Origin of the sequence: Halochromatium roseum (assembly GCF_016653315.1) — a bacterium.
GTDB lineage: Bacteria > Pseudomonadota > Gammaproteobacteria > Chromatiales > Chromatiaceae > Lamprobacter > Lamprobacter roseus.
This window is the reverse complement of record NZ_NHSH01000057.1, coordinates 283,009-296,458: the sequence shown is the minus strand read 5'-3', so window position 1 is coordinate 296,458 and position 13,450 is coordinate 283,009. Positions and strand designations below refer to the sequence as shown.

6 protein-coding genes are annotated in these 13,450 nt (G+C 62.5%); 3 read left to right on the top strand and 3 right to left on the bottom strand.

The genetic code is table 11. The features are described from left to right. Positions 1-6 precede the first annotated feature (6 nt). From CCR96_RS12785 to CCR96_RS12775, 3 genes are read left to right on the top strand one after another with little or no spacing between them, the layout of a single operon-like run. Positions 7-4,455: a translocation/assembly module TamB domain-containing protein gene (locus tag CCR96_RS12785; RefSeq protein WP_201220495.1), complete on the top strand. Its 4,449-nt coding sequence runs from the start codon at positions 7-9 to the stop codon at positions 4,453-4,455. Positions 4,456-4,491: 36 nt separating this feature from the next. Then, entirely contained in the window at positions 4,492-5,421 is a 930-nt protein-coding gene (locus CCR96_RS12780) for a lysophospholipid acyltransferase family protein (protein WP_201220494.1), read from the top strand. Between the two features lie 8 nt (positions 5,422-5,429). Then, on the top strand, positions 5,430-6,374 hold the full coding sequence (locus CCR96_RS12775; protein WP_242519007.1) for a lysylphosphatidylglycerol synthase transmembrane domain-containing protein: 945 nt from the start codon (positions 5,430-5,432) through the stop codon (positions 6,372-6,374). Between the two features lie 217 nt (positions 6,375-6,591). Here CCR96_RS12775 and CCR96_RS12770 read toward each other — a convergent pair whose 3' ends face one another. The 3 genes from CCR96_RS12770 to CCR96_RS12760 are packed head-to-tail and all read right to left on the bottom strand — an operon-like array spanning position 6,592 to position 13,349. After that, positions 6,592-11,376, bottom strand: a complete 4,785-nt coding sequence (locus CCR96_RS12770) for a PAS domain S-box protein (RefSeq protein WP_201220492.1) — start codon at positions 11,374-11,376, stop codon at positions 6,592-6,594. A gap of 14 nt (positions 11,377-11,390) precedes the next feature. Continuing rightward, complete coding sequence (locus CCR96_RS12765; RefSeq protein ID WP_201220491.1) at positions 11,391-12,638, bottom strand: EAL domain-containing response regulator; 1,248 nt, start codon at positions 12,636-12,638, stop codon at positions 11,391-11,393. Next, positions 12,639-13,349, bottom strand: a complete 711-nt coding sequence (locus CCR96_RS12760; protein ID WP_201220490.1) for a response regulator transcription factor — start codon at positions 13,347-13,349, stop codon at positions 12,639-12,641. It abuts the gene before it with no gap. Between the last annotated feature and the right edge of the window lie 101 nt (positions 13,350-13,450).

Sequence of the window (13,450 nt, the reverse complement as noted above, 5' to 3'; positions counted from 1 at the left end):
AGCGCCTTGGCGAGCGAAGCTAGCGACCTGGCTGGCGGCCACGCTGAGGCTCAAGCCAGCATTCAAGCTGGCGCTCAAACCAAAGCCCAAGCTGGCGCCGAGCCTGGCACCGCGCCAGCCGGTTCGAAACCTGAGCAATCAAACCAAGCTAACCGCCGACGATTTCGGCCGCTGCGCTGGATCGGGAGCCTGATCGTTGTCACGCTGACCCTTGTCGTGCTGCTGCTGGTCTTTGTGTTTGGCACGCAGACCGGTCTGCGCACGCTGTTCGCCGTGACCGACGATCTGATGCCGGGATTGCTGAAGGTCGAGCGCGTCGAAGGGCGGGTGCTCGGCCGGCTAGAACTCGAAGGCTTCGCCTTAAACCTACCCGGGCTGCAAGCGTCGGTTGACGCCTTGCTGCTGGACTGGAGTCCGGGTGCCTTATTTACGGGTACGCTGCGGGTTCAGCAGCTGAAGGGCAGCGATATTAGCCTGGTGACTGAGCCGGCCGCCGAGGACAAGCCAAGTGAGCCGTTCGAGCTGCCTTCGGTTCGGCTGCCGATCGGTGTCGACATCGACCAGCTGTTGATTGAGCGGCTCAGCTACCGGCAGGCCGGTTCGACGGCCGAGTCGGCCATCGAGCTGACACGCGCGGAGCTCTCAGCCACCGCGACTGGCGATACCGTTGATCTCAGAACGCTGACAGCCGAGCTGTCACAACCTGTGGCGCACGCCCGTGCAACGGGCCAAGTACAGCTTGATGGCGCTTATCCAATCAGCTTCAGCCTCGATTGGCGTTTCCAACAGGCACCGGCATTGTCAATCGCCGGTGAAGGTCAGATCACGGGTGACCTGGATGCGTTGCTGATCTCGCATCGCATCAGCGGCTCGGTCACCGCGAGCTTACAGGCGCAGGTCAAGCAGGTGCTGAAGGCGCCGAGCTGGCAAGCCGAGATCGATCTCAAGGCGGTCGACCTGCCGCAGCTCGTCGCCGAGGCACCGCCCATCAATCTGCAGGCGCAGCTAAAGACGCAAGGCGATCTCGAGCAAGCCTCGGTGACCGGCAGCCTCAGCGGCGCTGCCCCGGAGGTCATCGAGATGGGGCACCTGGCGGCCGATCTCGATCTCGCATGGGCCTCGCAGGTGTTGACCATCAACCGGCTGCAACTGACCGAGTCGCCCACCACCAACACAGCGGCGGACTCGACCCAGGCGGGACAGGCCTCGTCAGGCGACGCAGGTCTCGGCGCCCGTGTCGATGTCACGGGCCGCTTGGATACCAGCCCGAACGTGCCGACGTTCAAGCTCGAAGCGCTGTGGGAACGGCTGCGCTGGCCTTTGGCGGGCGAGCCCATTGCGCAGTCACCTCAAGGCGTCGTGGCGGCTGAGGGTGGGCTCGACAACTATGAGTATCGGGTTAATTTACAGGCCTTCGGGCCACAGATCCCCGAGACCGACCTGGCCTTGGTCGGCACTGGCAATCAGACGAGCACCGATCTGCTCGAGCTGACGCTCAAGACGCTGAGTGGTCTGATCAGCGGCAAGGGGCAGCTTGGCTGGTCTCCGGAGCTGGCTTGGGATCTGGCGCTGACCGCAAAAGATCTCGACCCAGGTCAGCAGTGGCCGGACCTGGATGGTCGCATCGGCCTCAAAGCCGATACCCGCGGCGGTCTCAAGGAGGGCTTTAGCTACAATCTGAGCCTCGATACGGCGTTGAGCGCCTATCCCGATGCCCTGGTCAATCTGACGGGCACCGGCAGCACGACCGATGCGCTGATTCGGGAGTTCAGCATCGAGACCTTGGGTGGCGTGATCAACGGCAACGGTGAAGCGACTTGGTCGCCAGCGATGCACTGGCAATTCAGTCTCGAGGCGCGTGATCTCAACCCTGGCAGTCAATATCCAGGGCTCGATGGCCGTGTCGGGCTCATCGCCAAGACCGCCGGTGGGCTCGAAAAGGGTTTCGACTTCAGCCTCAAAGGCGATGCGGCGCTTGCCGATTATCCGCCCACCCGCATCGATCTGGCGGGTGTTGGGACCTCCACCTCAGCGATGCTCGAGAGGCTCGCCATCGAGGTCATCGGCGGGCGTATCGATGGCAGCGGCGAGTTCAGATGGGCGCCGGCAATCGGCTGGAATGCAGCGCTCACCCTGGCTGATCTCGACCCTGGCCAGGCCCTCGTTGATTGGCCGGGTCGCCTCGGTGGTCGACTGCAGAGCCAGGGCTCGATGGCCGAGACTGGCATCGACATGAGTGCCAGTGTGAGCGATTTTGGCGGTCAACTGCGCGGCTATCCGGTGGCCCTGCGAGCGGATGTGGCGATGCAGGACAAGGCCGTCATGGTTCGCACGCTCGAAGCCAGCTCCGGCGATACCCGGCTCAGCGTCAACGGCCGTGTCGAGGAGCAGCTCGATCTGCGCTACGCCTTCAATTCACCCAGTCTCGTCGCGCTGTTGCCGGAACTCAGCGGCAGTCTCAAGGCTGAGGGCAAGGTCGCCGGCAGTCTTGAGGCTCCTAAGATCAGTCTTGCTCTCAACGGTCGCGATATCGAAATGAGTGGACAGGGGATCGAGCGCGTTGACGCCAAGGTCGAGCTGGGGCTGGCGCCGGACAGTGCGCTGCAGCTCAACATCGATGGCAGCAACCTGATCGTTGGACCGCAGCGCTTCGAGGTGCTGCAGGTGCGAGGTCAGGGCCGCACCCAGGCCCACCAGCTGAGCGCTGAGCTAAAGAGCGAGCCGCTCAGCCTTGGGCTGACGCTTGATGCTGGTCTTGGGGAGGCTGGTGCCTATCGCGGCAGGCTGACCCGGCTGTCGCTGCTGACGCAAGACGATGACGATTGGGCGCTGCAGCAGGCCGCACCCTTCAGTGTCGCCGCAGGCACGGTCGAGGCCGGCCCAGTCTGCATCGGTAATGCTGGCTCGACCAAGGGCTGCCTGGCGTTTAAGCAGCCTGAAGCCGGTCGCTTCTCGGTCTCGCTCGATCTACAGCGACTCGGCTTCGATCTGCTGGATGCCGTCACCCCGGATACCGCTTCGCTGACCGGCTACCTGACCGCGAAGGCTGACTTCCAAGGCCAAGGCGATCTGCTCACCGGGACTGCCGAGTTGCGCGTGCCAGAAGGTGGCGTCGAGATCGTGCTGCCGCGGGCCAGCGAGACCTTGGTGTTCACGGGCACCCGACTCGATGTCCGCGCGGGTGCGAATGGCATCGATGCCAGCTTCGCGCTCCCGGTCGAGAACGCCGGGCAGATCAATGCTGAGGTCGGGCTGCCGGGCTTCCGGCTCAGCCGTGTCGACAGCCAGCCACTGACCGGGCGTATCCGCATCGATGTCGACAGCTTGGATCGCTTCGCCAAGCTTGCTCCAGACGTCAGCGATACCGCAGGCCGGATCGACGGCGATCTCCGGCTCGGCGGCCGGCTCACTCAGCCGGCGATTCAGGGCAACCTCGCGGTCCGCGATCTGGCGCTCAATGTGCCCTCGATCGGCCTCGAGATGGCTGACCTCAATCTGACGCTGCAAAGCGAGAGCGCGGATGCGATGCGGCTCAGCGGTGGTGCCTTGGTGGGTGGCGGCCAGTTGAGCATCGAAGGCAACGCAACGGGCATCGGGTCGCCGGAGCCAAACCTCGCCGTGAAGCTCAAGGGCGACCAGCTCAAGGTTGCGAACACCAAGGAGTACATGGCCATCGTGTCGTTAGACATGGATGCCGGATTCGGCCTCGGCGGCGGCGCCCTGCGCGGCGAGCTGAGCGTGCCGACGGCGAACATCATGCCACGCACGATTCCAGCCGGTGCGGTGCAGCCGTCGCCGGATGTGGTGCTGGAGGAAACGACTCAGGAGACCGGATTACCGATCAGTATCGACGTTCTGGCCAAGCTCGGCGACCAGGTCCTGGTGGAGGCGTTCGGACTCCGCGGTCTGTTGCAAGGGCAGTTGCGGGTCACCCAACAACCGGGCAAGCAGTTGCTCGGCAGTGGTGAGTTGCAGGTGATCGATGGCAGCTATCGGGTCTCGCTGCCCGGGCTTGGGATCTTGACCTCGGTGGGCGAACCGCTGGTCATCGAGAAAGGCATCGTGTTGTTCGCCAATACCCCGTTGGATAATCCCGGCATCATCCTCAATGCCCAGCGTCAGGGTGGCGATATCACCGCTGGTGTTCGCGTGCTGGGCACGCTGCGCAATCCGAAGCTCGCCTTCTTCTCGGAGTCCGATCCGAACATGTCGCAATCCGAGATCACCAGTTATCTCGTCACTGGCATTCCCCCGAAGCGCGGCGGCAGAACAGACGACCGCTCGGTGTCGGTCGGTACCTATATCGCCCCGAAGCTCTACATGGAGTACGACACCAGCCTCGGCGAGCAGTCGGACAGCATCAAGATGCGCTACGACCTGACCAAGCGCATCCAGTTACAAAGTGAGACCGGGGATGCGCAGGGATTCGATCTCTTCTACAAGTTCGAGAACTGAACACTCCCTGTACTCGATGCCAGTCAGTCAACGTCCATGACGGAGCGGCTTTGGACTCCAGGTCACTGGCCGAGCTGGGCCTTGGTTGGCCTGTTCAAGTTGCTCGCGTTGTTGCCGTTCCGACTCCAGGCCCGATTGGGGCAAGGGCTGGGCTGGATCGGCTACCAGCTCGCGTGGGACCGACGTCGGGTCGCGCGCATCAATCTATCGATCTGTCTGCCTGAGCTCGAGCCATGGGAGCGCGAGCAGTTGGTGCGCGAGCATTTCGGCTGGTTGGGCCTGGCCGCGGTCTGTCAAGGACTGAGCTGGTCGGCATCGCCGCGGCGTCTTGCGCGGATCGTGCGGTTGCGTCATCGCGAGCGGATCGATACCTATCTCGAGGCGGGGCGGCCGGTGATCGTGCTGGTGCCGCATTTCGTCGGCCTAGAGCTGGGCGGCACTGCCTTCACGGCCTTGGTGCATTCTGGCATATACATGTACCAGCGCATCCGTGATCCGGTGATCGATGCGCAGGTGCGGCATGCGCGCACCCGCTTTGGGGCGATTCCGGTCGAACGCCAGGATGATTTGCGCGGGCTGATCCGGACGCTGAAGTCGGGGGTGCCGTTTTTCTATCTGCCGGATCAGGACCCGGGTCGGCGGCGCGGGGTGTTTGTTTCTTTCTGCGGTGTGCCGGCGGCGACAGTGCCGACCTTGGGTCGGATTGCGCGGTTGGCGGGGGCGGTGGTGATACCGACCTTTGCTCGGTTTTTGCCGCGCGGCGAGGGGTTGGAGCTCTGTTTCGATCCGCCGATCGCGGATTTTCCCAGTGGTGATGCCGAGGTGGATACGGCGCGGATGAATCAGGTGATCGAAGCGCGGCTGCGGACCATGCCAGCGCAGTATTTTTGGGTGCATCGGCGGTTTAAGACGCGGCCTGAGGGGGCGGAGCCGATCTATCCGGTGCGGCGGCGTCAGCGTCGATGAGTGTTAGGATGCCAGGGCTTGGGCGGCCTCGGGATTGGCTTCTCGGTACTGTGCTGCTGGCCTTGGTGCTGGTTGTGGTCGAGGCCACGCTCGGCTGGTCGATCGTCTTGGCGCCTTGGGCGACCTTGCCGTTATCGGTGCTGGTTGGGGCGTTTGTGTTGACGGCGATGAGCTATCTGCTGCGGGCGGTCCGGGTGCGGGCCTATTTCTCGGAGTTGCTGGCGGGACCGGGGGATTTTCTGGCGGTGTTGCGGCTCTCGGTGCTGCATAACACGGCGAATAATCTGCTGCCGATGCGGGCTGGGGAGCTGGTGTTTCCTTGGCTGATGCAGCGCTATTTCGGCGAGGGGTTTTTGTCGGCTGGGGCGTCGCTGGTCTGGATTCGGTTGCTTGACCTGCACTTTCTTGGGCTAATCGGTCTTGTTGTGCTTTGGATGCGAGCGCCTAGTGGTTGGTGGCTGTTGCTGGTTTTGGGTTGGCTGGTTGTGTTACCGCTGTTCTGGTGGGTCGCGCGTTTACCGCTCGCGGCTGCGGGGGGCGAGTCTCGTCTCCGCGGCTTGCTGGATCTGGTCGCTCGCTCGGCGCCCCGGGATGCACCGCGGGTGCTCTGGCTCTATCTCTGGACGGCGTTATCCTGGAGCCTGAAGTTCCTAGGCTTTGCGTTGATCCTAGGCCATTTCGTGCCGGCCGCGCTCTGGCAGGTGTTGCTGGGGGTGATGGGGGCGGAGTTATCGACGGTACTGCCGTTGCATGGGATTGCTGGCAGTGGCTCGTTTGAGTTTGCGGCGGTGGCGGCGATGGTGCCGCTCGGTGTTGCGCCAGCTGAAGCACTTGCCGGGGCCGTGAATCTGCACCTGTTCTTGCTCGGCACGACGCTTCTCCTTGGATGCGCCGCCCTGTTGATCCCGCTGTTCGGCCCAAGGTTCAGCGACCAAGGGCAAGGCCCGCAATGAGGCGATGTTTTTGCCAGCTGTTATCTCCGAGGTCTGGACTCCGAGGTCTGGATCTGTCTCTGTGCCTCAACAGATGTAACAGTGATCATGACAGGCTCTCGTGGGTTAGCTAATGTGGCTATCTTAGCCGCTTCTGGGTGCTTGACAAGCCTGCAGCCGTTGTAAAGAGTCAGGTAGTGTTCTGGATCTGGAGTCTTCCGAAATCATTGAGCGTTGATCAGGCCAAGGATGTTCCATGGAGCGCCTGGCGGAGCTGATCAAGGACGATGGGCTTGCGTAGCACCAGGGGTTTGGGCGTGAGTTGATCGACGCCAAACTGGGCTGCGTCCTGTCCGCTCATCAGGATGACCTGTTGCTCGGGATCACGCGCGACAATCGCCGCATAGAGCTCGGCGCCGTCCATCTTCGGCATCGCAAGATCGGTCAGGACGAGGTCGAATCCAGGCTTCAGGTTGAGTCGCTGGAGGCAGGCCGCGGCGTCTTCGGCGTCTTCGGCAATGACGCCGATGCTGCGCAGCAACCGGCAAACGGTCTCGCGTACTCTGGGGTCGTCATCGACCACCAACACCCGCATCTGCCCATTGTCTTCCGGCGCCTGTTCCTGCTCCGATACCTGACTCGGTACTTGCCCGGGTACCTGCTCCAGAACCTGTCCAGGCTCTGATAGAGGCTCTGACGGGGGCTCTGGCTGAGGTTTTAGCCGAGGCTCTTGCGCTTGCTGGGGCATCTGCTCTCGCGCTCGCTCGGGCTCGCGCGCTAGATCCAAATTGGGCGCAGACTCCAGATCCAGCTCCAGCTCCGGCTCGGGCTGACCCGCTATCGCTGTTTGTGGCCGTGCCGCTGGCTCGTCCTCGGCTGGCTGCGCGGATGGCAAGAGCAGTCGAAAGACTGATCCTTGCCCTGGTGTTGACTCCACCGCCAGACCGGCGCCCGAGCGGAGCACGAATTCCTGCACCATGAACATGCCGAGGCCATGGCCGCGTTGTTTGGCCTTGGTCGAGAACAGGGGCTCAAACAGCCGCCGCAGCGTCGCGTTGGTCATGCCGCAGCCGGTATCGGCAACGCGCAACTCGACGTAGTCGCCGGGCGGCAGCTGACCAGCGGCTAGGGGCTGATCACCACGCCAGGCGCGCGTCCGCGCCCGAATGCTCAGTTGGCCCTCGTCTGGCATCGCATCGCGGGCATTGAGCGCCAGGTTGAGAAGCGCTGACTGCAGGAAGGCGGCATTGGTCACGGCGCTGATGCCGGGTTCAATCGAGAGCACCAGCTTGATGCGCGCGGGCAGCACCTGCTCGAGGATGCGGGTGAGCTCATTGATCGCTGGTTCGAGCAGCGTGGGCGTGATGCGAATGCCCCCGGCACGGCTGAGCGAGAGCATGCCGGAGGTGATCACCGTGGCATGCCCCAGGGCGCTCAGGGTCTCATCGATGATCTCGCTGAATTCATTGATCTCCGGATGCCGCGGCAGTTGATCGAGCGAGGACTGCAGGTAGCGTAGGTTGCCATCGATGACGCCTAGCAGATTGTTGAAGTCGTGTGCGATGCCGCTCGCCAGGTGACCGATGGTCTCCCGCTCCTTGGCGATGATCATGACCTGTTGCACATGCTCCTTGAACAGCAGTGCCACCAGGCGTTGACCGATCAGCCGAATCAGCTCCCGATCGAGGCTGGACAGGATCGAGATCGGTTGTTGCGACCAGAAGCTGAGCGCGAGCGTCTCGTCTTGACCATCGGGCGTGCTCCAGGGCAGGGCGAGCAAGAGGGCGCTTTGCCAGCCCGCCTGGTGGTAGTGGGTTGGCAACTGATCAGCACTGATCAGCTGCGGGATGCCAGGCTCGGTACGACTCTTGGTCAACAGCTCGCGGTCGATGCCGATGGTCGGTGGCTGCAGCCCCTGAGCGTCCTTGGCGACATGCTGCGCCTGTGACAGATAGTCGATGTCGCCGTTGATCTGTCCAAGCTCGCCACCTGTCATCTGCAATCCATCGCAGCCCAAGGCCAGCAAGGCCGGAACCTCCTCATCGAAGGCCAGGGAGCGGCTGCTGAGATCAACCAGCTTCTCGAGCTGGCGCATGTATTCGGCCAGATCCTGCTCGATCTGTTTGCGCCGCTCGGTCTCGAGCTGGACCTCGGTAATGTCCTCGAACATGGCCAGCGGCAGCGGCGGCTGACCCTCCTCCTGCGGTATCAACACCATCCGCATATCCACCCAAACCACCTCGGCATCCGTGCTCAGCAGGCGCTTGGTGATGCGATAGCGCGAGCGCTGGCCGCTGATCAGCTCTTGGTAGAGCTGACGCTCTTGGGCGCGATCATCAGGATGCGTCAGCGTCTCGAGCTGAACGCCGATCAAGGTCTCCGGCTTGCCGGCGACCAGGGCCCCCATCGCCTGATTGGCCAGTGTGATCCGAGCCTGCTGATCGGCGGTGGCGATGCCGATGGGAGCCTGATTGAAGATCGCGCTCAGCCGCGCCTCGCTGTCGCGCAGTTGCTGCTCGGCGCGATGGCGCGCGCTGATGTCGATATCGATACCGCGGTAACCTTGCGGCTTGCCCTGTTCATCAATTATCGGCAGCCCATTCGTGTTGACCCACACCAGACTGCCGTCGCTATGCTGAAGCACGTTGACCAAGTCGTGACAGGGCCTGCCCCGCGCCAGGTAAGCCATGCCCACCGCCTTGAGGCGCTCGCGCTCGGCCGCTGGGAACAGGTCATAGAAATAGTATTTGCCGACCAGCTGCTCGGGCTGGTAGCCGATCAGGTCTTCGATGATCGGGCTGATATAGGTATAGCGGCCGCTGGCATCGATCTCCCAAGCAACACTGCGGCTCTGGCGTGCCACCTGATCATAGCGGGCCTGACTCTCGACCAGGGCTTGATGGATGCGCGAGCGATCGAAGGCGCCAACCATCAGATTGGCAACGACTTGCAAAAACCGGACCTCGGTGGCAAGCCAGTCGCGCGGCGCAAACACGGCGTCGAAGCCAATGAAGCCAGACAGCGTCCCGCCCGCCATCAGCGGCACCAGGAGCACGGATTGGATGCCCTGAAACTCGAGGATCTTGCGCTCTTCGGCCCAGTCTTCGCCAAGGTCAGCGACGCGCGGCACCACCACTGGCTCACCGCAATACATGTGTTGCATCAGCGCTGAAAAGTCATCCGCATTCAGGTCTTGCAGATGATTGATCATCGGCTCGATGCCCGCTCCACACCATTCATGGGTGTTGCTCAGGCGTGTACCTCGCGCTTCGAGCTGAAACAGATAGGTGCGATCCGAACGCGTAAAGAGGCCAACCCACTCAAGCACCTCATCGATGAGTTCAGCGAGCTGTTCGTCCCGCTTCAGCACAAAGGCAGTGGCAATCTCCAGCAGTTCGCGCTCGATGGCTTCGCGTTGGATCAGATCCAGCTCGGCGAGCTTACGCTCGGTAATGTCGCGGCCGAGCGAGACGATGCTGCTGATGGCATCGTTGTGATCGAGTACGGCGCGGTCGACCCACTGCAGCCAACGCCAGCCCCGTCTGGTAGAGACATAGTGCTCGGAGAGATGCATATAAGGCGGCTGCCGCAAGGCCTCGATGATCGCCCGCTTGGCTTCCGGCTCCTTGGGCAGCCGTGGCGAGAGGATGTCTTGGCCGAGCAACTCCTCCTCGCAGTGGCCGAACAGTTTGCAGTAGGAGGGGCTGACGAATTCCAATCGGCCATCGCGATCGGTGCGGACGATCAGGTCTTCAAGGTTGTCGATGACCAGCTGGTAGCGCTCGCGCTGGAGCTTCAGCGCATCGCGTTCTTTCTGCAGCTTGACGAAGCTCTCGGCGAGTTGATTGCCCATCCGCTCGATGGCGCGCGCCAGGCGTTCGATCTCGCGCACCGGTGCTGGCTTCATGGGCTCGAGCGATTGGGCGGCGGTGATTCGATTCGGAATCGCCGTGGCGGTCTCGATCAACCGCTCGAGCGGCCGCGTTAGCAGGGTACTCAATCGCTCCGCGAACAGCGCCGAGAACGCGATCACCGTCAGCAAGGCGCCGAGCAAACGCACGATGCGCGCATGCAATTGATCGATCACCAGGGTCGTACTGACCTCGATCGCGAGCCAGTCGCCGGTTGCCGCAGCCGACATCGGGATCGCCACCTGATAACGTGCCGCACGCCAGCGCTCCATGTGGGCGGGATACCTCTGCTCGGGCAATCGCAGTAAGAGCCCCTCGACCTTCGACGGCACCAGCGTCACCGCCTGTTGAGCCGTCGCTGGCAACAGGGTGATGTTTGGGGATTTCGGGTCTGGGAGGCGAGCGGCGAGGATCTCCTGCAGCTCGGTCAGTTGCTCCGCGGTTTGATCTTCGTGCATCAGTTCCCGCCTGGCGAGTTCAGCGAACCAAAGCAGCCGATCGCGCAGGTCGGCCTCGATGTTGGCACGGGCATTCTGGTTTTGCCAGGTCATCAGGCCGATCACCGGAAGTAGCATCGCCGTGAGCAACAGGCTAAACAGCAGCTGGCGCAACGACAACGCAAGCGATCGGCGCCCGACCAGCGCGATGCCGAGCAAGATCAGCTGCGCCATGGCCGCGTTGAGGATGCCATTCAAAGGCTGTTTGATCGCGATCAGCACCACCTGCGTGACCGGCATCTGGATCGCGTAGCGGTAGAACAGCACCACCAGCGGCGCCCCGATTAACAGCCAATACAGACTCACCAGCCAGAGCAGTGGCGGCGGCTCGCGGCCTCGGCGTCGCATGAGCAGATCGACGCCACCGACCGCTAACGCCTCAGCGAAAAAGATCAGGATCGCGTAGGGATGATCCCAGAGCACATAGGTGTAGAGCCCAGAGGCGGCGGCCACCAGCAGCGCCGCCGGCAACCCCAGCCAGGCCAGGGCAAGCCACACGGCCACCGAGCCAAAGATGATATGGACGCCGAAGAACAGCGACAGGTTGTAATGATTGCCCACCACGGCGAGCGCCAGTAGGCCAAGCAGCAGGCCAAACCGGCGCAAGGCCGTCAACGACCGAACCCGGATCATGGATTCGAAGAGAGGCAGCTCGGCACCGAGTACCTGTCCGAGGTCGGCGCCTTGGCATAACGCTCGACAAAGGCCTCGATCGACATCGGCCTGCCGAATAGGAAACCTTGCGCGAGGTTGACCTCTTCGGTTACCAGCAGCTGACGCTGTGCCTCGGTCTCGACGCCTTCCGCCACCAGTTTCAGCTCAAGGTTCTGGCCGAAGGCGATGATGCTGCGCAGCAGGCTAAGGGCCTTGGGCGAGTCGAACATCTCCGAGACGAAGCTCAGATCGATCTTCAGCGTCTCGAAGGGCAGCTCGGCGAGCGCGCGCATCGAGGAATAACCGGTGCCGAAGTCATCGATCGCCAGTTTGGCCCCGGCGAGTCGGATGTTCGCGGCTAAGGATTGCGTTTGTTGGGGCGATAGGCTGCAAGCCGTTTCAGTGATCTCGACATGCACCGCACAGGTGTTACCGAATTCGGTCACCAGCGCGCGCACCAAATCGAGCGCGGGCTGATCTTCGAGGCCGTTGGGTGGTAGGTTGATGGCAATGAACTCAAGCCCGAGCGAGGTCAGTTGCCGCCGCTGCTCGATGAGCGCTTGGACCAAGCATTGCGTGATCGGGTAGATCAGCTTGTGGTCTTCGGCGAGCGGAATGAAGCTGCCGGCACCCAGGATCTGACCATCCGGCAGACGCAGTCGAGCCAGGGTCTCCGCCCCCTGGAGACTGCCGTCCCTGGGATCGACGATCGGTTGCAGATAGGGCACGACAGCACCTTGGCCGATCAGCTCACGCAAGGTCTCGACGTCGAGCGATGGCTTTGGCGTCTGGGCGCCAAGCGGTGCCGCCGCGGTGACCGGGGCTGGGCTCGGAGCGCACTGCTCGGTGGCCTCGCACCGATGCCAGTGCTCGAGTACCGTCAACAGCTCTGTGCTCAGCCGCGCCTTATTGATGATGCCGAGCACCACGAGATCACGCCCGAGGGCAATCCGGCGCGCCGTGTCGAGCAGGCAATCGCCACGCCCTGAGAGCAGTACGATCGGCAGCCGCAGGCCCTGGTCCGCAAGCCAGTGAATGACATCGATTCCAGACTCTTGGCCCAAGCCGAGGTCAATCAGCATTAGATCCGGAACCGCTTCGCTGAGGCCGTTCTTGAAGGCGTTGACCGAGCAGTCAAAGCGCAACTCATGACCTAGACGCCTGAGGAGACGGCGTAACAGGCCCTCCAAGCGTGGATCATCATCGAGGCAGGTAATGTGCATCTAAGGCTCGAGGCGCACACGATAGCCAAATCCGCGCACCGGCCAGATGACAATGTCATTGAGCTTGCTCTGCTTGAGCTTGCGCCGGATGTTGCCGATGTGCACATCGATGCTGCGATCCACCGGTGACTTGATCTCGCGTGACATCAATTGCTCGCGACTGACCACCCGGCCGTGATGGAGGATGAGGATGGAGAGGATACGCACCTCAGTCTCAGTGAGGGTGATACAGGTGGGTGGTGAGCCAGCGCGACAGAAGGTGCGCGCCGTGCGGTCGAGGCAAAACGGCCCGAGTTCGAGCTGATTGGTCTGCGGCAACTCGAGCGAGCGCCGGCGCAGCACGGCCCGGATTCGGGCGAGCAGCTCATCGATGACGAATGGCTTGATGATGTAGTCATCAGCGCCGGCATCCAGCCCTTTGATGCGATCATTGAGTTCATCCCGCCCCGTGATGATGATGATGGCAGCAGAGGTGGCCGCGACCAGCTCAACGGCCAAATCGATGCCATCTTCAACCTCAAGGTTGAGATCCAACAGCACCAGGTCGGGCTGACGATGGCGGTAGGCGTTACGTAGCTCTCGCCCATTGGGCGCCAGGCTCACCTGATAGCCGGCGGCGTTGAGGTTGCGCTGTAGCATCCGCGCCATACGCGGGTCGTCGTCGACAACGATGATGCTGGCTTGGTCGTCTGTGTTCTCGCGGGTGTCCATTCACATTCCCTTACCGAAGTGGAACTTAAGACTAGCACCCTCTTTTTCAGGCGTCTGTATTAGAAGGCCATTTCGTGACCGAGTTGGCATGAAGAAGTGTA

Coding starts and splice junctions, on each gene's coding strand:
- CCR96_RS12780 (WP_201220494.1), top strand. CDS start 4,492: ATGACGGAGCGGCTTTGGACTCCAGGTCACTGGCCGAGCTGGGCCTTG.
- CCR96_RS12775 (WP_242519007.1), top strand. CDS start 5,430: ATGCCAGGGCTTGGGCGGCCTCGGGATTGGCTTCTCGGTACTGTGCTG.
- CCR96_RS12765 (WP_201220491.1), bottom strand. CDS start 12,638: ATGCACATTACCTGCCTCGATGATGATCCACGCTTGGAGGGCCTGTTA.
- CCR96_RS12760 (WP_201220490.1), bottom strand. CDS start 13,349: ATGGACACCCGCGAGAACACAGACGACCAAGCCAGCATCATCGTTGTC.